Origin of the sequence: Pseudomonas sp. DVZ6 (assembly GCF_024259445.1) — a bacterium.
Taxonomy (GTDB): Bacteria; Pseudomonadota; Gammaproteobacteria; order Pseudomonadales; family Pseudomonadaceae; genus Aquipseudomonas; species Aquipseudomonas peradeniyensis.
Genome location: NZ_JANCLM010000060.1, coordinates 1 through 20,912, shown reverse-complemented (window position 1 = coordinate 20,912; position 20,912 = coordinate 1). Strand labels below are relative to the sequence as shown.

Below are 20,912 nucleotides of genomic sequence, written 5' to 3'. Positions count from 1 at the left end.
ATTCCAAAGCCCCTGATCGCGATGCGGTCGGGGGCTTTGTCTTTTCAGGGTATCAATGCACGAGCTCCCTGGGCCGTCGTGAAGGGAACGGCATTCCCAGGCACAGCACGGCCCCCTGTAGGAGCGGCTTCAGCCGCGATCACCCGCGAAGCGGGTGCCAGACACCGAGTTGCTTGCATCGCGGCTAAAGCCGCTCCTACAGAGATCTCTTTTCGCCGTGCAACAGCACAGCCCGAAGGGCTATCCCTTACTCCCTTATCTCCAAGACAAAAAAGGCCGCTCCCGGTTGGGAGCGGCCTTTTTGCTACCGGGGCATACGCCCCTGCCAGTGCTATCAGCTCAGCAGATTACGCACATTGCCCATCGCCTCATCGGCAAAGCCCTGCAGGAACGCCTGGAAGCCCGGCAGGGTATCTGGACCACCTTCCCAGGGCTCGGCCTGGATGGTCCAGGTCGCACGGCTGCGGCTGGCGTCGATCGTCTGCACCTCCATGGCAGCCCACAGGTTGCCGATATTCAGGCTGGTGTAGATCAGGCTCCAGGTCATGTGCATGGCCTGCTCGTCACGGCTGTTCAACTGCTCGATCACCACGTTGCCATCCTTGAACAGTTTCTTGCGCACCGAGCGCACGCCACTGCCGGTCATTTCGATATGCGCCAGCGCGGGGATGAACACCGGGAAGCCGGCGAAGTTGCCGACGATATTCCACACGCTGGCGGCCGGGGCGGCGATCTCGACGCTGGAAACCACCAGGCAGCCTTGCGGGTTGCGGATCAGGGTGTCGGGTTTGAGTGCTTGCATGGGATGTTGCTCCTGTTGTGGATAAAGGGGGTCAGATAAAGCCGATGTCGGCCAGGTAGCGGCAGCCGCGGCTAAGCAGCGCCGGGTCCTTGCTCGGGTAACGGGCGCCCATGCGCTGCACGCCGGCACGGGCGTTGTCGTGGGCGATGCCGGAGATATCGCCGATGTCTTCTTCGAAGCCGTCCAGGTAGAAGCCCAGGACGTCGTACAGCGCGTTTTGGCGGTCGACCCGGGCCAACTGGCGCTGCCACTGCTCGACGCTGACCAACTCGAAGGCATGGCCCTGCGCATGGAACGACGCCAGGTAGTCACGCCAGCGCAGTGGCTCGGGGTTGTGCAGGTTGAACACGCATTGGCCAGCCTGGTGGCGGCTGCTGTGGAAGGCGATGAAACGGGACAGGAAGTCCACCGGCATGAGGTCGAAGTCGATCTCCAGCCCCGGTACCTGCCCCAGTTGCAGCGAACCCTTGAGCATCAGCATCAGCCGGTTGCGCTGGGGCTGGCAGGCGCCCGTGCGGCTGTCGAAGGTGATGTTGCCGGGACGGAACAGGTTGACCCACACGCCCTGCTCGCGGGCACGGCTGAGGATGCGCTCGCCGACCCATTTGCTCAGGTTGTAGCCATTGCGGATGTAGATCGGCGGGGTACTGGCCGGGTCGCTCTCCAGCACGCGACCGTCACCGTCCACCGCGCTGCACGCGGACAGGGTCGAGACGAAGTTGAAGATCTTCTTGCGTCGACCTTCGCACAGCCGCAGGCACCCGAACAACGGCTCGATGTTGTCGGCGGCCAGCACCTCGTAGTCGAGCACATGGTTGACCTGCGCGGCGTTGTGCAGCAGGGCGCCATAGTGGTTGTCCAGGTCGTCGTAGTCGGCCTGGGACAAGCCCAGCAGCGGCTTGCGCAGGTCTGCCTCGAGTACCCGCACGCGGCCCAGGTCCAGGTCGATATGGTTGTCCTGCAGGGCCTGGGCGAAGCGTTCCTCGGCGGACTGCCCACCGGCGCGACGTACCAGGCAGGCGACTTCGGTGGCGCCCCATTCCAGCAAGGCTTCGACCAGGTGTACGCCAAGGAAGCTGTTGGCCCCGGTGACGATGACCTTGTGCACATCGCCCAGACGCTCCATTGGCAGTACCTGCAGGCCGAGATCGCGGTTGGCGTCCTGCTCCAGGCGCGCCAGGGAGGTCGGCAGCGCATCATCGTTGCCGTCGAGCAGCGCGCCCAGGCGCCGCAGGGTCGGCTGCTCGATGAAACGGTTGATGGCCACACCCTGGCCGAAGTGTTCCCGGATCTCCAGCAACAGGCGCGACAAGAGGATCGAGTGCCCGCCCAGGTTGAAGAAGCTGTCGTCCAGTGAGATGTCGGCTGGCGGCAGTTCCAGCAACTCGCTCCACAGATGCAACAGGCGCTTTTCGGTGTTGGTCTCTGGTGCGATGTGCGCGTTCGCCGACAGGGCCAGTGGCTGTGCCGACAGCGCCCGGCGGTCCACCTTGCCGTTGGCGGTATAGGGCATGTGCTCCAGCACCTGGTAGAACAACGGGCGCATGTAGTCGGGCAGGTGCCGCTCGGCATGTTCGCGCAGCAAGGCTTGCGCATCGGTCCGCTGTGGGTGGGCGAGGAAAGCCAGGATCCGGCGCTGCGCGTCGATCACCACCGCCACCTGGGCGAACAGGTGGCTGTCGCGCAAGCAGTGCTCGATCTCCTCGGGCTCGACCCGAAAACCTCGGATCTTCACTTGGTTGTCACGCCGTCCGCACAGCTCGATGCCCTGGGCGGTCCACTTGCCGATGTCTCCGGTGCGATAGGCACGCAGCGTGCGGCCGGCGGGCAGGTCCAACTCGACGAAGCGTTCGGCGGTCAGTGCCGGCTTGTTCAGATAGCCCAGGCCGACACCGGGCCCGGCGATGTACAGCTCGCCCGGGGTCTGCTCCGTTACCGGTTGCAGCGCCGGGTCGAGTATCAGCACCTGGGTGTTGGCGATCGGCAGGCCCAGGTTGCGGTTGCTGTCACCGCTGGCGAACACCCGGGTGGTGGCCAGCACTGTGGTTTCCGTCGGCCCGTAGATGTTGTGCATCCGGCACTGACCGGCCAGGCGGGCGATGACCTCCGGCTCGCAGACGTCGCCGCCAGTGACCAGGTGGCGCAGGCCGAGGTGGACATTGCGCGGCAGGATGCTCAGCAGGGCCGGTGGCAGGAACGCGTGGCTGACTTCCTGGCTGTGGATAAGTTGTACCAGCTGCTGCGGATCGCGGCGCTGATCCTCACTGGGCAGCACCAGTTCCGCACCGCAGGCGAAGGTCGGCAGGATATCCAGCAGTGAGGCATCGAAGCCGATGGTGGAGAACTGCAGCACTCGGCTGTGCTCGTCCAGGGCCACATGCTCACGGTACCAGGCCATGAAGTGCGTAAGGTTGCGCTGGCTGAGCAGCACGCCCTTGGGCTGGCCGGTAGTGCCGGAGGTGTAGATCGCCACGCAGGCCTGCTCGGCGCCGGCCTGGCGCAGCGCCAGGCCGGGCAACGGCATGGCCGGTGTCGCCGCGATGCCGCGGATATCCACATGAGAGATATCCACAGGCGCCTGCCCGTCATGCAGCACGACGCAGGCACCGGCATCCTCGAGGATCGACTGGCGTCGTTCGGCCGGCGTTGCCGGGTCCAGCGGCAGGTAGATGGCGGCGCAGCCCAGCACCGCCAGCAGGCTGGCATAGAGGTCGGGCGACTTGCCCATGCACACGGCGACCACCGGCGGCTGTTCACCGGGCTCGGGCAGCAACGGCGCCAGGGCCTGCTGGATGGCGACGGTGCGGGCATGCAGCTGGCGATAGCTGGAGCGCTGGCCGGCATGGTTCAGCGCAGGGCATTCGGCATGCAGGCGCAAGCTGTGCTCCAGCGTATCGATCAGGCCGGTTTCGGCCTTCTCCAGCAAGTCAGCGCGCAGTGTGCGGTTGAATGGGTGGCGGTAGGCCAGAGCCTCCAGCCAGTCCAGGCCGTGCTCGCGCTCCTGGTCGCCGGGGCTTGCCGCGGGTGCTTCCTGCAGATGCGCCGGATTGCGCGCAAAGCGGGTGACCTGCAGGGCCAGTTGATCACACAGGGCCTGCAGGGCGTCTTCGCGCAACTGCTGGCCGTTGCCGGCACTCGGCGCGGGGATCGCAGTTCGCTGGATCAGCCGCTGGGCGCTGGCACTGCCGCACCAGCACAGGGCTTCCAGTTGCGGCAGGGGCTCGGCGAAGCTGGCGCCCAGGCGCAGCCTGAGCAGTGGCGTGTTGCCCAGGGCATGCCAGTCGCAGCTGCCCAGGGCCAGGCTGCCATCTTCCACCACCAGGTCCGGCCGGGTCGACAGCTGCTGGCGCAAGGCTTGCGCGCTGTCGGCGGTGGCCGAGCCATGGCCGTGCTCGTCGAGCAGCCGGGTGAATGCCTCCAGGGTGGGGCTGGTGCCCACCAGGAGTATGTCGAGGCGTCTCATGTCCAGGTCCTCAGGGCAGGTAATCGCGCAGGGCGTCTTGTACGCAAGGCGACTCGAGCATCGAGCTGCTGCGGAAGAAACGCAGGATGTTGCCCAGCAGCGGATGCTGGTGATTGATCGGGTAGGCCAGGCCTTGCGCTTCTTCGCGCAGGGCCTGGCGCACCGTTTCATTCACTGGCAAGGCGGCGATCAGGGCACAGTCGAACGCCTGCTGGATGTCGCTGGTCAGGTACTGACGCAGGAACAACGGCAGCACCTTGGCGATTGCCTGGCGATCCGCCTCCGGCGCGGTGTGCCAGTAGATGCGCGTCAGCCGCGCCCAGAAGCTTGAATGACGGCCTTCGTCCAGCAGGTGATCGGCCATCAGTCCCTTCACCGAGGGCTTGACCGAGTCGTCCTTGGCAAAGGCCGCGACATCGTCGGTCAGGGTGTTCTCGGCGATGCCCACGCAGATCAGCTCCAGCGCATCGCGCAGTGCCTCGGGCACTTGTTCCAGCACGGCCGGAATGGCGCGGCTGAGTTCGATCTCCTGGGGCAGGGCGATCGGATCGATGCCGGTCAAGGCGATGGTCTGCTGCAGGAAGTCCATCGCCACCAGGGCGTGATAGTCCTCGTCCACCACCACGGTCATCGCGTCGTAGCGGCAGGCGAACGGGAAGCGCACGGCAAAGCGGTCCTTGGCGATGCGCCGGGCGGTGCGGTCGACGATTTCGGTCTCGAAGATCACCACATCGTTGATGAACTTGTAGAGACTTTGCACCAGCACGAAATCACGCAGCTGCGGACATTCGCGCTGGAATGTCGCGCCGAGCACCAGGGGTTGGCGGCTCAGGGGGTAGATCAGTCGCTGGTCATCCTCCACCAGGCGCCGGGGCCGGGTGCGGATGGTCGCCCGAGCCTCCCAGGCCTCGGCAAAGGAGCGGTACTCGAGGGCATTCATGGGGTGACCTCGGCGACAGGTGTCTGCAGCGAGGCACGCAGGCGGTCCCACAGCGCCATGCGGCTGTCCACGGCGGCGATGGCGGCCACGTAGACGTCTTCCTGGCGCAGCGGGTCGTGGTCGACCAGGCGGGCCAGCAATTGTTCGGCGGCAGGCCCGTGGTCTTCGGAGTCCACCTCGATATGGCGCTGCAGGTAGTAACGGAAGGTCGGAGCCTGCTCGGTGCCGATGCCCCACTCGTCGAGGATCTGCTGGAACATCGCCGGGATCACGCTTTCCCGGCCATGCAGGAAGGCGGCCGCAACCCGGTGGGCCGGCGCGTCGATAGCCACCTCGAGGGTGTCGCGGACGAATCGCTGGGCGGCTTCACTGGCACCGCAGCGCTGCAGGGCGTCAATGGCCGTGATGCCTTGCTGTTGCAGGCTGATGAAGCGATCGATGGCCTGGGTGCTGGCGCCGACCTCGCGCATGGCATCCAGGTACAGTTCGAAGTGGCTGTAGTGACCGTGGTCGAGGCGGTCATCCGATTCTTCGCCCAGCACGATCTCGTTGATCAGGCGTGCTGCGGCCGGGTCCGCAGGTGGCAGCCATGGCAGGCTGACGCAGGTCAGCTCCTGCTGCAGGCGCTTGGTCAGCGACATGAAGTCCCAGACTGCAAAAACATGGGTTTCCATAAATCGACGCAGTGTCTGCAGCGAGTCGATCTCGGAAAAGAGCGGGTGCAGGGAAAGTTCATGTTTCTTGTCGGAAAGTGTGCGCTTCAATGTGCTCATGATGAGGTCCGTTATGGATGGAATTCAGGGATCAAGTTGCTCTGCGCATTGTTCGTTATATAAATTCCAGGCGAAGAGATACCTCGAATGAAATTTCGACATCGAACAACGGATAGAGGCCGGCAGGGCTTGTCTGGCAAGGCGTCCACGGTGATGCCTGGCCGCCCTTGGCTGGCGCTATAAAAGTTAGAACAACTTCAAAGTTCGCCGCAATTGTTTTTTTGATTATTTTATGCTCGGACTTTTCTTGAAATATAAGTGCCCGAATAAAACTTTGGGTAAGTTTTATTTTGGCAATATGTGCTCCTTCCGATAAATAACGATCAGAAAAATAGACACAGAGTGAATGCCTCACTCGGAGCACTGGTGAACGGAGATGGGAGAGTGACTATTGGAGGGCGGCTGATCGCGTGCGGTCCTTGCCCCGGTGCCAGGTTCCTTCTACTGGTGAATGAGGAGGCAGGCGGCCAGGTCCACGTCTGATGATCAGCGGCCGCTGCGGGGAGTAGAGTGTGCCCAAAATGCTGGCACTGCCATGGCCAGCAGCAGACCGGGCAGAGTAAATGCCCTCTTGGTCAGCGTATGGAAGGCAGGGGGAAGGTCAGTAACTGAGCAGCCCGAGGTGGCTGTTGAAGATGCGCACCAGGCGCTGGTTGAGCAGCGAAGCATCGACCGATGGCAGCGGCAACTCGATCAGCTCCAGCTCTCGGCGCACCAGACTGTGCCAGCCGAGCATCGCGGCCAGGGAGCCGGGCGGGTACAGCACGGTCATCGGCACCTGCAATGGAAGGTTGCTGGTACTGAACTGCGGGCTGTCACAGCTTGAAACAAACAAGTGACGGGTCTGCCCCGGACTCGTCTCCTGCACCTGTTGGATCAGGGCCAGGGCGATGTGCGCGCCCAGTCCCTGGGCGAACATCGCGTGGGGTTGTGCAAGGTAGGGTTGGAGCTGTTCGCGCAGGGCCTGGGTCAGGCGCCCGGCCACGGGCAGCGCGGTGGACTGTTCCAGGTCGGCAATGCTTGGGACATCGACCGCGACCAGTTCGATGGGGTCGCTGAGGGTCCTTGCCCAGGTACGGTACTGGGCAAGTTGCTGCCGGGTGCTGGCCAGGCAGATCAGGCGGATCCTGGACGGCTGGTCGGGCGTGGTTTCCTGTCGCGTCTGCACGTGCACTGCCGTTCCTTGTGGCGGATCGTGTCTGCGCAGCGACGCGGTCGCTGAGGTCGGCTGCGCGGTTGAGCAGGATCAGTTGCCCGATTGCCTGTCGAGGTAGCTCCTGATGGTGCGCGCGGCATGGTTCAGGTGCTCTTCCAGAAGCTCGATGGCTCTGTCCACCAGTTTGTCGCTGGCTGCGTCGACCAGGGCGATGTGGTCGTCCTGGGTGAGCTTGCCCAGCCCCATCGAGGACAGGTGGAAGCGCAGGAAGCGTTCCTCCTCGTTGAGCTCGATCTCGATCATGCGCAGCAGTTTCTGGTTCTGCGCCTTGCTGTAGAGGGCCATGTGGAACAGACGGTTGAGCCGGCCGATCTCGGCGTGGCGGGTCTCATTTTCCAGCTGGCGGATGTATGCCCTGGCCTGGGTGATGTCGTCGGCATCGAGCAAGGGGATCGACTGACGCAACGCCTCGGTCTCGAGCAGCACGCGCAGGGCGTAGGTGTCGACGGCATCCTCGCCGATCAGTGGTGCCACAACCGCACCTTTGTGCATCACCACCTGCAGCAGCGACTGGGCCTCGAGCTGGCGCAGCGCTTCGCGCACGGGCATGCGGCTGACGCCGAACAGGGTCGCCAGCTCTTGCTGGCGCACGGCGGTGCCCGGTGGCAGGCGGCCGTCGAGGATGGCACTGCGCAGGCGCTCTTCTATGACACTGCGGGCCAGGTGCGGCGGTACCTGCTCGCTGCCCAGCACGGTGCTCAGGAGTTTGGGTTTCTCAGCCACGCGGGGTTCGCCTCGGCAACATGAAAATTGGATCCAATAACCCTAGTGAGGGAAGGGGGCGCTTGTCAAACGGATTGATCAAGCGGGTGCGCCATGGCGCACTCACGAAACGCGGCTATCGTGAAGCAAGTTGTCGGCATTGGGAAGATGGCCAAGGTCGCCAGCCCTTGTACGAAGCGGGTTTGCCGACAGTTGGCAGCACAGGCACCCGGTGCCATTGTCTTTTGCCGCGCCAGCCCGCACCATCGCTGCTTTCGACTGATCTGAACGGGTGTCCGCAGTGGCGATACCTTGGCCTCTCAATGCGACCGCACGCCGGCTCGGCCTTGCCGTGCTGCTCGGCTGCCTGTGGCTGGGCGCTACCCAGGCGGATTGGGACTTCTCGCAGATCAGCCGCCGTGCGCAGGCCCTGTATGGTCCGCTGGGGCCGGGGCAGGGGCGTATAGATGCCTGGCAGAACCTGCTGGCGACACAGAAGCAGGGCAGCGAGCTGGAGCAGTTGCAGGTAGTCAACCTGTTCTTCAACAAGCAGTTGCGCTACGTCGAGGACATCGACCTGTGGCACGAGGTCGATTACTGGGCCACGCCGGTGCAGTCGCTGATCAAGGGCGCGGGCGACTGCGAGGACTATGCCATCGCCAAGTACTTCAGCCTGCGGCGCATGGGCGTCCCGGCGGAAAAGCTGCGCATCACCTACGTCAAGGCCTTGCGCCAGAACCGTGCGCACATGGTCCTGACCTATTATTCAAGCCCACAGGCCCAGCCGCTGGTGCTCGACAGCCTGATGGACGCGATCAAGCCGGCCAGCCAGCGTACCGACCTGCTGCCGGTGTATGCCTTCAACGGTGAAGGCCTGTGGCTGACTGGCGCTGGCGGCAACAAGAAGGTCGGTGACACCAAGCGCCTGTCGCGGTGGCAGGACTTGCTGAAGAAAATGCAGGCCGAAGGGTTCCCGGCCGAACCGGTTTACTGAAGGAGCACAGATGTCACTGTTCAAACAATTGCTGCTAGCCATTTGCCTGTTCCTGGTGGTCGCCTTCAGTGGCAGCTTCATGGTCAGCCTGGAGAGCTCGCGCAGCCAGTATGTCAACCAGCTGCGCTCCCATGCCCAGGATGCGGCGACCGCGCTGGCGCTGTCGCTGACGCCGAACATCGATGACCCGGCGATGGTCGAGCTGATGGTCAGCTCGATTTTCGACAGTGGCTACTATTCGAGCATCAAGGTCATCGACCTGGATTCCAATGCCGTGCTGGTCGAGCGCCATGCCGAGCCCGATGCGGGAAGCGTGCCGGGCTGGTTCATCCAGCTGATCGGCCTGGACCCGGCCGGTGGCGACGCCATTGTCAGCCGTGGCTGGCAGCAGGCGGCGCGGGTCGAGGTGATCAGCCATCCGATGTTCGCCCTGGCCAAGCTCTGGCAGAGCGCCCTGGGCAGCTTGGGCTGGCTGCTGCTGTGCGGCGCGGCGAGTGCGGTGCTCGGGGCGCTGCTGCTGCGTCGCCAACTGCGGCCGCTTGACTATATGGTGGCGCAGTCCCACGCCATTGCTCGCCGTGAGTTCCTCAGCCTGCCGGAGTTGCCGCGTACACCCGAGCTGCGCCGGGTGGTGCAGGCGATGAACCAGATGGTCGAGAAGCTCAAGGCGCTGTTCACCGAACAGGCCGAGCGCAGCGAGAAGCTGCGTGCCGAGTCGTACCAGGACAGCCTCACCGGGCTGGCCAACCGTCGATACTTCGAAATGCAGCTCAACGCCCGGGTCAGCAATCTGGAGGAGGCCCGTGCCGGCTACCTGCTGTTGCTGCGGGTCCAGGACCTGGCGGGCCTGAACGCGCGCCTGGGGGGCCAGCGCACCGACCAGTTGCTGCAGGCAGTGGGCGAGCAGTTGCGCCGCACCTGCGCGAACTTCCCCGAGACCAACGACCTGATCACCCGCAGTCGTGGCGGCGAGTTCGCGGTGCTGGCGCCGGGCATGGTGCATGAGGAGGCGATCCAGTTGGCTCAAGCCCTGGAGACCACCTTGCAGAGCCTGCACGAGACCGGCGCCAGCGATGTCGACCCGGTGGCCTGCATTGGCCTGGCGCCTTACAGCCCCGGGGATGCCCCGCAAGCGCTGCTCAAGCTTGCCGACGAGGCCCTGGCCCGCGCCGAGAGCCAGCCCGCGCCGGGCTGGGTGTGCCTGGAGCAGGGCGCCGCAGGCCAGGCCGCCGACAGCCACCACGCCTGGCACACGCGCCTGGACCAGGCACTGGACAAAGGGCAGTTCGAGCTGTTCTTCCAGCCCGTCGTGGATGCCAGGGCGCCGGAGCGGGTGCTGCACTACAAGGTCATCTCGCGCCTGCACGACGAGCAGGGTGAAGCCCTGGCGGCCGGCCGCTTCCTGCCGTGGCTGGAGCGCTTCGGCTGGATGGCGCGGCTGGACCTGCTGGTGCTGGAGAAAGTGCTCAGGCACTTGCAGGGGCATGGCGAGGCGCTCGCGCTGAACCTGTCGGCCGCGACCCTGGCCGATCCCAAGGCGCTGCAGCGAGTCTACGAGCTGCTGGGGCAGCATGGCGCGCTGGGGCGGCGGCTGACCTTCGAGATCGGCGAAGAGCAGTTGCCCGAGCAATCGGTGCTGGAGCATCTGACCCGACGCCTGCGCGCCCTGGGCTTCAGCCTGGCGCTGCAACGCTTCGGCGGGCGCTTCAGCATGATCGGCAACCTCGCCCACCTGGGCCTGGCCTACCTGAAGATCGACGGTGGCTATATCCGCAGCATCGACCAGGAGCGGCACAAGCGCCTGTTCATCGAGGCCATCCAGCGCGCGGCGCACAGCATCGACCTGCCGTTGATCGCCGAGCGGGTGGAGACCGAAGGGGAGCTGAAGGTACTACGGGAGATGGGCGTGCAGGGAATTCAAGGGCAACTGGTAGGTGGGCCGGCACCCTGGCGTTAAGTTAAAGCCTGTGGGAACGGATAAACCCGCTCTCATGGAACAAAACACAATTCTTTGATTTGACTGAGGCAGCGTGGGAGCGGGCTTGCCCCGCGATGCGACGTTTGGCACCGGCTACGCCGGTGATCGCGGGGCAAGCCCGCTCCCACGCTGGAACTCTGTTACCTGCGAGACAGCGTAGCCCGAAGGGCTGGGTGATCAGATCAACCCGCCGTTCTCATCGTCCTCGATCAAGTTGTTCAGGCCGCCTAGCGCCTCACGTGCGCTGGCGCGACTGAGCAGCTTGGCCTGGGCACCGGGCGGCAGGTCGGTGATGCTGAACACGCCCTTGGCGGTCAGTACCTCGATCAGGTCCTCCAGTACCCGGATCATGTCCAGGTCGCTCTGCTTGAGCTGCTTGAGGCTGTTCTCGACAACGTTGTCGGCGAACCATTCCTGGATCTCGGCATTGTCTGCCGGGACCATGTCGTTAAAACCACCGAATTCGGCGGCTTCAACCCGCAGCAAACGGCCGTCAGCGTCGCGTTGCACGTAGAACATGGCGGCGTCCCTCGTCACGATGAATCCTTTTTGGTAGTCAGCAGCATAGGCAAAGTTCACCGGGCATGTAAGCCCGGTGCACGAGTATGCGCGTGAAGGGATGGCTGGAAAAGCCCGCGCCCCCAACGGCGGCCCTTGCGGGCCGCCGTAGAGAGGCAGGGATCAGCTGTTGGAGTTGTCGATCTTGATGGTCGGGTCGGCACCGCTGATCAACGAGTTGATCGTGGTGTTGGACCAGTTCACGCCCTCGAGCTTGATGGTCACGTCGGCGTTGGCCAGGCCACCGGCGGCGTTGAGCTTGCCTTCGGTGCTGACCTGCAGGGTCGACTCGCCATTGACCGTGGTGATCTTCAGGAAGTTGTCGATGGTGCTGGCCTTCTCGCCCTGGAGCAGGTCGCTCAGGTCGAGGCGGTCGCCCTCGCTGGCCTTGAAGTCCTTGATCACGTCCTTGCCCAGGTCGCCGGACTTCCACACGAAGGTGTCGGCACCGCTGCCACCGGTCATGATGTCGTCACCCTTGCCGCCGATGAGGATGTCATTGCCGGCACCGCCGAACAGGATGTCGTTGCCTTCGCCGCCGAGCAGGGTGTCGTTGCCGGTGCCACCGAGCAGGATGTCATTGCCCTTGCCGCCGTCGATGTAGTCGTTGCCACCCTGGCCGAAGATGATGTCGTTGCCGTTGCCGCCCAGCAGGGTGTCGGCGCCGTCGTTGCTGCGCGAGACATCGAACTCGGCGTAGTTCTCGGTGATGTACTTGTGCATCGCCCGTGCGTCCACGCTGCCCGCGTCGACGCCCAGCTTGTCGGCGACATAGCCGCGGATCGCCTCGACACCGGTGCCGGCAACACCGTCGAAGACCATCAGGTCGCCGAAGATGATGTCGTTGCCGTCGCCGCCGTTGACCGTGTCATTGCCCGGCTGGGTGACTTCGGTATGGCCGAGGATGGCTTCGGCCAGCTTGCTCGGGTCGATGTTGGTCTGCGGCTTGCCGTCGGTGTCGTATGGTTTCAGGTCGTTGGTGTTGACGCCGTTGTTGAGGCCGATGGCCTCGACTTGGGACAGGCCCGAGAGCAGCTTGAAGCTGTCCTGCGAGTTGCTCGTGGTGGTGCTGTTGGTGTCGTAGCCCAGGCCGCCACGCGAAGACAGCTCATAGGTGCCGTTGCCTTCGGCATGCAGTTCGCCCGATACGCCGTATTTCCAGCCGTTGCGGTAGTACTGCACCTGCAGGTTGCCGGCGTTGTCGATGCTGACGTAGTTGGTGTTGCTGCTGTCGATGTAGCCGTTGTAGGCCATGCCCGGCTTGTAGTTGATCGAAGCCAGGAAGGTGTCCAGGGTGATGCCCGAGGTCCCCAGGGTCGGGTTGGGGTTCTCGTTGGCCTGGTAGTAGGTCGGCTTGCCGTCGGTGATGAAGAACGTCTGGTTGCTGCCGGTGTTGCCACCATCCTTGAGGTTCTGGAACCAGTTGGCGGTGGTCTTGAAGGCGTCCTCGTAGTTGGTGCCGCCGTCCGCCCGCAGGTTGTTCAGGGCGTTGAGCAACTGCTGCAGGCCGGCATCGTTCAGGGTTACCGCAACGCTGCTCTTGACCTGGGTGGCGAAGTCCACCAGCAGGATGTTCACGGTGCCCGCCTGGTCGCCCTTGACGCTGGCGGCCAGGGTCTTGAACACCGACTCCAGGGATTTCTTCGCCGCATCCACGCCGGACGAGCCCATGCTGCCCGAGGTGTCGACGATGAAGGCGAGGTTGTAGTCCTGGCCCGGCACCACGTGCAGGCCGGTGACGTCGGCCACCACCACATCGTTGCCGTCGGTGCCGGTGATGTTGTCGCTGTCCGAGGACAGGTTGCTGGTGGTGTAGGACTGCGGGTAGACCGTGACCTTGATGGTGCCTTCGCTGGTCGCGGTGCTGCCGCCGACGCTCTCGGTGGAGGTCGAGCTGACCTTCACGTCGAACTGGCCGGCATAGTAGGCCGGTGGCTTGATGGTCAGGCTGCCCAGGTTCCAGCCGGTGACGTCCACCGCGTCCTTGCCGACGGTGATGGTGTGGCCGGCATTGTCGGCCAGCACCGAGCCTGCCGGGATGCCGCTGAGCTTGACGCTCAGGGCCTCGGAGCCGTCAGTGTCGGTGAGGTTGGTGCTGATGCCCACCAGCTTGACCGGGGCGCCGTTCTCGCCGCCTTCGTTGAGCTTGTAGCCGTCGTAGTAGCCTTGGTTGTTGCTGCCGTGCAGGTCGCCGACGGTCACGCCGGCGTTGGTCAGGTCCTTGACGCTCGGGTACATCGGGATGTTCGAGCTGTTGAGGTCGGTGACCGCGCCGTTGCCCACCTTGATGTTGACGTCCAGGCTGCCGGGGCCGGACTGGTTGGCGTTGTAGATCTCCAGGGTGTAGTAGCCGCTGGTGGTCGGGGTGAAGCTGCCGGAGATGGCGCCGCTGCTGTTGCCCCAGGTACCGCTGGCGACGTTCTTGCCGCCCACGACGATCTGCAGGCTGTCATCGGCGGTGCCACTGAACGAGTAGGTCTTGCCGGCTTCGAGGTAGATCAGGCCGGAGGTCTTCGAGCCTGTGCCAGGCGACACGGTGGCGACCGTGTCGACACCGGTGACGGTCTCGCTCTTGCTGGCGTTGCCGGAGTTGGCGAAGACGTTCTTCAGCGCATCGCCGGTGATGCCGTTGCCGTTGTTACCCAGGCCGGTGAGGCTGTTCCAGGTTTCCTTGAGCAGGCCGATGGAGTTGACGTTGTTGTTGCCGATGTTCAGGTCAGGCTTGTCGGCCACTGGCGCGATATCGACCTTCATGGTCACTTCGCCGCCGGCGTTGGTGCCGTCGTTGGGCTTGTACTTGATCTGCGCGTAGTCGGCCTGCTTGTTGCCCACGCCGCTGCCGCCATAGCCGTCGACGCCCGACTGGTTGGCCAGCGGCACGAACTTGAGCTTGCCGGCGGCGATGTCGGCCTGGCTGATGTTCTGGTTCAGCGACACATCGACCCACGAGGTGCCGTTGAAGAACTTCAGGCTGCCCAGGTCCGGCAGCTTGCTGATGGTCACCGACAGGCCGCTGTTGCCATCGGCGTCGCTGACGTTGAAGTCGCCCCACTTGAACACGTAGTCGGTGTCTTCGCTGCCGGTCACGGCGCCACCGGTCGACACCGGCGCGTGGTCGTTGTCGATGATGGTGGTGGTGACGCTGGACTTGCTGGCGTCGACTTGCAGGTTCTCGAAGCCGCCGCCTGTGGCGCCGCTGATCTTGACCGTGAAGTTCTCCGAACCCTCGACCAGCTTGTCGTCGATGGTCTTGATGTCGAAGGTGGTGCCGCTGCTGCCCGCCGGGATCTTCACGGTGACCACACCGGTAAAGTCCTGGCCGTCGGTGGCGGTGCCGCTGTAGGTCAGGGTGATGGTCACCTCGGACTTCGACGGGTTGCTCAGGGTCAGGTTGTAGTGGGCGGTATCGCCTTCGGTCACCGAGGTGTCGCCGCTGATGCCGACGGTGGTGAGGTCGCCCTGGCCGCTCGGCTCGTCGGTGACGCTGGTGGTGACGGTATTGCTGCCCAGGGTCAGTTTCTCGAAGTTGTCGCCACCGGCGACCGTTTCGATCTTGTTGACGATGTTCGGCTGGCCACCGAGGTACGGGTCGTCCTTGGCGGTGATGGTGAAGGTGCCGCTGGCGCTGCCGGCCGGGATGCTGACCTTGGTGCCATCGGTCAGGGTGAAGGTCAGGCCGTTGTGGCCGGTGACCGACAGGCCCTGGGCGTTGGTCAGGGTCACGGTGTAGGTGACCTGGCCGCCTTCGCTGACGGTGGTCTTGTCGGCGGACAGGGTGGCGACCACTTCACTGATGGTATCGCTGATCTGCACGGTGGCGTTGCCACCCAGCTCGAGGTTCTCGAAGGTCTTGCCGGTGACCGCGGCATCGGTGATGCCGACGGTCAGCGAGCTGCCATCCTTGAACACGTCGTCGCCTTGGGCGGCGGCCTTGTACTCGACCTGGGTCTGGCCAGCCGGAATGATCACCTTGGCACCGTTGCTCAGGGTCACGGTCAGGTCCTGGTCGAGCTTCTGGCTGACCTTGACGGTGAACGATGGCTGCTGGTCTTCGGTGACGTTGCCGTTGCCGACAATGGTGACCGAGACCTTGTCGCCCTGGTTGCCGGTACCCGGGGTGCCCGAACCTGGCTCGTCGGTGACGGTAGTCTTCACTTCGTTCTGGCCCAGGGTCAGTTTTTCGAAGTTGTCGCCGCCGGTGACGCCGGTGATCTTGTTGCTGATGGTCGGCTGGCCACCGACGAATACGTCGTCTGGCGCATTGATGGTGAAGGTGCCGCTGGCGCTGCCGGCCGGGATGGTGACCTTGGTGTCGTCGGTGAGGGTGAAGGTCAGGCCGTTGTGGCCGGTGACCGACAGGCCCTGGGCGTTGGTCAGGGTCACGGTGTAGGTGATCTGGCCGCCCTCGGACACGGTGCTCTTGTCGGCGGACAAGGTGGCCACGACTTCACTGATGGTGTCGGTGATCTGCACGGTGGCATTGCCACCGAGTTCCAGGTTCTCGAAGGTCTTGCCGGTGACTGTGGCGTCGGTGACGCCTACGGTCAGCGAGCTGCCATCCTTGAACACGTCGTCGCCCTGGGCGGCGGCCTTGTACTCGACCTGGGTCTGGCCGGCCGGGATCACCACCTTGGCGCCATTGCTCAGGGTCACGGTCAGGTCCTGGTCGAGCTTCTGGCTGACCTTGACGGTGAACGACGGCTGTTGGGCTTCGTTGACATCGCCATTGCCGACGATGGTGACCGAGACCTTGTCGCCCTGGTTGCCGGTACCTGGGGTACCCGAACCTGGTTCGTCGGTCACCGTGGTGGTCAGCGTGTTGTTGCCGAGAGTCAGCTTCTCGAAGTTGCCGCCACCGGTGACGGACTCGATCTTGTTGACGATGCTCGGCTGGCCGCCGACGAACACGTCGTCCTTGGCGGTGATGGTCACGGTACCGGTGGCGCTGCCCGCCGGGATGGTGACCTTGGTGCCGTCGGTGAGGGTGAAGGTCAGGCCGTTGTGGCCGGTGACCGACAGGCCCTGGGCGTTGGTCAGGGTCACGGTGTAGGTGAACTGGCCACCCTCGGCAACCGTGGTCTTGTCAGCGGACAGGGTCGCGACCACTTCGCTGATGGTGTCGGTGATCTGCACGGTGGCCGAACCGCCGAGCTCGAGATTCTCGAAGGTCTTGCCGACCACGCTGGCATCGGTGATGCCGACGGTGAGCGGGCCGCCGTCCTTGAACACGTCGTCGCCCTGGACCGGCGCCTTGTACTCGACCTGGGTCTGGCCGGCCGGGATCACCACCTTGGCGCCATTGCTAAGGGTCACGGTCAGGTCCTGATCGAGCTTCTGGCTGACCTTGACGGTGAACGACGGTTGCTGGGCTTCGTTGACATCGCCGTTGCCGACGATAGTGACCGAGACCTTGTCGCCCTGGTTGCCGGTGCCCGGGGTGCCCGAGCCCGGCTCGTCGGTGACCGAGGTCTTCACTTCGTTCTGACCCAGGGTCAGTTTCTCGAAGTTGTCGGCACCGCTGACGCCGGTGATCTTGTTGCTGATGGTGGCCTGGCCGCCGACGAACACGTCGTCCGGCGCGTTGATGATGGCGGTGCCAGTGGCGCTGCCGGCCGGGATGGTGACCTTGGTGCCGTCGGTCAGGGTGAAGGTCAGGCCGTTGTGGCCGGTGACCGACAGGCCCTGGGCGTTGGTCAGGGTCACGGTGTAGGTGATCTGGCCGCCCTCGGAAACGGTGGTCTTGTCGGCGGACAAGGTGGCCACGACTTCACTGATGGTGTCGGTGATCTGCACGGTGGCGTTGCCGCCCAGTTCCAGATTCTCGAAGGTCTTGCCGGTGACCGTGGCATCGGTGATGCCGACGGTCAGCGAGCTGCCGTCCTTGAACACATCATCGCCTTGGGCGGCGGCCTTGTATTCGACCTGGGTCTGGCCAGCCGGAATGATTACCTTGGCACCGTTGCTCAGGGTCACGGTCAGGTCCTGGTCGAGCTTCTGGCTGACCTTGACGGTGAACGACGGCTGCTGGGCCTCGTTGACATCGCCATTGCCGACGATGGTGACCGAGACCTTGTCGCCCTGGTTGCCGGTACCCGGGGTGCCCGAACCTGGCTCGTCGGTGACGGTGGTCTTCACTTCGTTCTGACCCAGGGTCAGTTTCTCGAAGTTATCCGCACCGGTGACGCCGGTGATCTTGTTGCTGATGGTCGGCTGACCACCGACGAATACGTCGTCTGGCGCATTGATGGTGAAGGTGCCGCTGGCGCTGCCCGCCGGGATGGTGACCTTGGTGCCGTCGGTGAGGGTGAAGGTCAGGCCGTTGTGGCCGGTGACCGACAGGCCCTGGGCGTTGGTCAGGGTCACGGTGTAGGTGATCTGGCCGCCCTCGGAAACGGTGGTCTTGTCGGCGGACAAGGTGGCCACGACTTCACTGATGGTGTCGGTGATCTGCACGGTGGCGTTGCCACCCAGTTCCAGGTTCTCGAAGGTATGGCCCGGAACCGTGGCATCGGTGATACCGACGGTCAGCGAGCTGCCGTCCTTGAACACGTCGTCGCCCTGTGCGGCGGCCTTGTACTCGGTCTGGGTCTGACCTGCCGGGATCACCACCTTGTCGCCGTTGGACAGGGTGACGGTCAGGTCGTAGCCAAGCTTCTGGCTGACCTTGACGGTGAACGACGGCTGCTGGGCCTCGTTGACATCGCCGTTGCCGACGATGGTGACGGACACCTTGTCGCCCTGGTTGTCGGTGCCTGGAGTACCAGTGCCCGGCTCGTCGGTCACGGAGGTTTGCACTTCGTTCTGACCCAGGGTCAGTTTCTCGAAGTTGTCGGCACCGGTGACGCCGGTGATCTTGTTGCTGATGGTGGCCTGGCCGCCAACGAAGACGTCGTCAGGCGCCGTGATGATGGCGGTACCGCTGGCGCTGCCGGCCGGGATGCTGACCTTGGTGCCGTCGCTGAGGGTAAAGGTCAGGCCGTTGTGGCCGGTGACCGACAGGCCCTGGGCGTTGGTCAGGGTCACGGTGTAGGTGATCTGGCCGCCCTCGGACACGGTGGTCTTGTCGGCGGACAAGGTGGCCACGACTTCGCTGATGGTGTCGGTGATCTGCACGGTGGCGTTGCCGCCCAGTTCCAGATTCTCGAAGGTCTTGCCGGTGACCGCGGCGTCGGTGATGCCGACGGTCAGCGAGCTGCCATCCTTGAATACATCGTCGCCCTGGGCCGCGGCCTTGTACTCGACCTGGGTCTGGCCGGCCGGGATCACTACCTTGGCGCCATTGCTCAGGGTCACGGTCAGGTCCTGGTCGAGCTTCTGGCTGACCTTGACGGTGAACGACGGCTGCTGGTCTTCGGTGACGTTGCCGTTGCCAACGATGGTGACCGAGACCTTGTCGCCCTGGTTGTCGGTGCCTGGCGTGCCAGTGCCTGGCTCATCGGTCACGCTCGTGGTGACGGTGTTGTCACCCAGAGTGAGCTTCTCGAAGTTGTCGGCGCCACTGACACCCTCGATCTTGTTGACGATCGAAGGTTGGCCACCGACGAATACGTCGTCTGGTGCGGTGATTGTGAAGGTACCGCTGGCGCTACCGGCCGGGATGGTGACCTTGGTGCCATCGGTCAGGGTGAAGGTCAGGCCATTGTGGCCGTTGACCGGCAGACCCTGGGCGTTGGTCAGGGTGACGGTGTAAGTGATCTGTCCGCCTTCGGACACGGTGGTCTTGTCCGCAGTCAGGGTCGCAACGACCTCGCTGATGGTGTCGGTGATCTGCACCGAGGCGTTGCCGCCCAGTTCCAGATTCTCGAAGGCCTTGCCGTCGACGGCGGCATCGGTGATGCCGACGGTCAGGGTGTCACCGTCTTTGAAGACGTCATCACCTTGGGCTTTCGCCTTGTACTCGGCCTCGGTCTGACCGGCCGGAATGACGACCTTGTCGCCGTTGGACAGGGTCACGGTCAGGTCGTGGTCCAGTTTCTGGCTGACCTTGACGGTGAAGGCCGGCTGCTGGTCTTCGGTGACATCGCCCTTGCCGACGATGGTGACGGTGACCTTGTCGCCCTGGTTGTCGGTACCTGGAGTGCCGGTGCCCGGTTCGTCAGTGATGGAGGTTTTCACTTCGTCCTGACCCAGGGTCAGTTTTTCGAAGTTGTCGGCACCAGTCACGCTTTCCAGTTTGTTGGTGATGGTCGGTTGACCACCAACGAACACATCGTCCGGTGCAGTGATGGTGAAGGTGCCGCTGGCGCTGCCGGCCGGGATGGTGACCTTGGTGCCATCGGTCAGGGTGAAGGTCAGGCCGTTATGGCCGTTGACCGGCAGACCCTGGGCGTTGGTCAGGGTGACGGTGTAGGTGATCTGGCCGCCTTCGGACACAGTGGTCTTGTCGGCAGTCAGGGTCGCAACGACCTCGCTTACTGTGTCGGTGATCTGAACGGAGGCGTTGCCACCCAGTTCCAGATTCTCGAAGGCCTTGCCGTCGACGGCGGCATCGGTGATGCCGACGGTCAGGGTGTCACCGTCTTTGAAGACGTCATCACCTTGGGCTTTCGCCTTGTACTCGGCTTCGGTCTGACCGGCTGGAATGACGACTTTGTCGCCATTCGACAGAGTCACGGTCAGGTCGTGGTCCAGTTTCTGGCTGACCTTGACGGTGAAGGCCGGCTGCTGGTCTTCGGTGACATCGCCTTTGCCAACGATGGTGACGGTGACCTTGTCGCCCTGGTTATCGGTACCTGGCGTGCCGGTGCCAGGTTCGTCAGTGACGGAGGTCTTCACTTCGTCCTGACCCAGGGTCAGTTTTTCGAAGTTGTCGGCGCCGGTGACACCTTCCAGCTTGTTGGTGATGGTCGGTTGGCCACCAACGAACACATCGTCCGGAGCGGTGATGGTGAAGGTACCGCTGGCGCTGCCGGCTGGAATGGTGACCTTGGTGCCGTCGGTGAGGGTGAAGGTCAGGCCATTGTGGCCATTGACCGGCAGACCCTGGGCGTTGGTCAGGGTCACGGTGTAGGTGATCTGGCCGCCTTCGGACACCGTGGTCTTGTCGGCGGTGAGGGTCGCGACGACTTCGCTGACGGTGTCGGTGATCTGCACCGAGGCGTTGCCGCCCAGTTCCAGATTTTCGAAAGCCTTGCCATCAACGGCGGCATCGCTGATGCCGACGGTCAGGGTATCGCCGTCCTTGAAGACGTCATCACCTTGGGCCTTGGCCTTGTACTCGGCTTCGGTCTGGCCAGCAGGGATCACCACCTTGTCGCCATTGGACAGAGTGACAGTCAGGTCATGGTCGAGCTTCTGGCTGACCTTGACGGTGAAGGCTGGCTGCTGGTCCTCGGTGACATCGCCTTTGCCGACGATGGTGACAGTGACCTTGTCGCCCTGGTTGTCGGTACCTGGCGTGCCAGTGCCTGGCTCGTCGGTCACGGTCGTGGTGATCGTGTTGTCGCCGAGGGTCAGCTTCTCGAAGTTGTCTGCGCCGCTGACGCT

Annotated in this window: 10 protein-coding genes; 2 read left to right on the top strand and 8 right to left on the bottom strand. The window is 64.0% G+C overall.

From position 1 onward, the window contains the following. Positions 1-334 precede the first annotated feature (334 nt). The 6 genes from NMG10_RS24510 to NMG10_RS24485 all read right to left on the bottom strand — a co-directional run bounded on the left by NMG10_RS24510 (position 335) and on the right by NMG10_RS24485 (position 7,917). A complete protein-coding gene (locus NMG10_RS24510) occupies positions 335-802 on the bottom strand; it encodes an SRPBCC family protein (RefSeq protein ID WP_232857779.1) in 468 nt (155 codons plus the stop codon). Between the two features lie 31 nt (positions 803-833). Then, positions 834-4,265 (bottom strand): amino acid adenylation domain-containing protein, encoded by a 3,432-nt coding sequence (locus NMG10_RS24505; protein WP_254465287.1) that lies wholly within the window; start codon positions 4,263-4,265, stop codon positions 834-836. 10 nt (positions 4,266-4,275) lie between these two features. Then, positions 4,276-5,205, bottom strand: coding sequence for a diiron oxygenase (locus NMG10_RS24500; protein ID WP_232857777.1), 930 nt, complete (start codon positions 5,203-5,205; stop codon positions 4,276-4,278). Next, positions 5,202-5,978 carry a DUF3050 domain-containing protein gene (locus tag NMG10_RS24495; RefSeq protein WP_203649461.1) on the bottom strand — a complete coding sequence of 259 codons (777 nt, stop codon included), beginning with the start codon at positions 5,976-5,978 and terminating at the stop codon, positions 5,202-5,204. Before NMG10_RS24495 ends, NMG10_RS24500 begins: the two co-directional genes overlap by 4 nt. A gap of 601 nt (positions 5,979-6,579) precedes the next feature. Continuing rightward, positions 6,580-7,146, bottom strand: a complete 567-nt coding sequence (locus NMG10_RS24490; RefSeq protein ID WP_203649463.1) for a hypothetical protein — start codon at positions 7,144-7,146, stop codon at positions 6,580-6,582. 78 nt (positions 7,147-7,224) lie between these two features. Next, positions 7,225-7,917, bottom strand: coding sequence for a GntR family transcriptional regulator (locus NMG10_RS24485; RefSeq protein WP_203649465.1), 693 nt, complete (start codon positions 7,915-7,917; stop codon positions 7,225-7,227). 271 nt (positions 7,918-8,188) lie between these two features. Between NMG10_RS24485 and lapG the strand changes: the two genes are divergently transcribed. After that, complete coding sequence (gene lapG, locus NMG10_RS24480) at positions 8,189-8,890, top strand: cysteine protease LapG (RefSeq protein WP_203649467.1); 702 nt, start codon at positions 8,189-8,191, stop codon at positions 8,888-8,890. A gap of 10 nt (positions 8,891-8,900) precedes the next feature. Then, the gene (gene lapD / locus NMG10_RS24475; protein ID WP_254465286.1) at positions 8,901-10,847 is read left to right on the top strand and encodes a cyclic di-GMP receptor LapD; all 1,947 of its coding nucleotides are present in this window, start codon (positions 8,901-8,903) and stop codon (positions 10,845-10,847) included. A gap of 198 nt (positions 10,848-11,045) precedes the next feature. Here the strand turns inward: lapD and NMG10_RS24470 are convergent, their stop codons facing one another. Together NMG10_RS24470 and NMG10_RS24465 are read right to left on the bottom strand one after the other, a co-directional pair. After that, positions 11,046-11,387 carry a hypothetical protein gene (locus tag NMG10_RS24470; RefSeq protein WP_050707494.1) on the bottom strand — a complete coding sequence of 114 codons (342 nt, stop codon included), beginning with the start codon at positions 11,385-11,387 and terminating at the stop codon, positions 11,046-11,048. A 162-nt stretch (positions 11,388-11,549) separates the two neighbouring features. Further along, the gene (locus tag NMG10_RS24465; RefSeq protein ID WP_254465285.1) at positions 11,550-20,849 is read right to left on the bottom strand and encodes an immunoglobulin-like domain-containing protein; all 9,300 of its coding nucleotides are present in this window, start codon (positions 20,847-20,849) and stop codon (positions 11,550-11,552) included. Positions 20,850-20,912 lie beyond the last annotated feature (63 nt).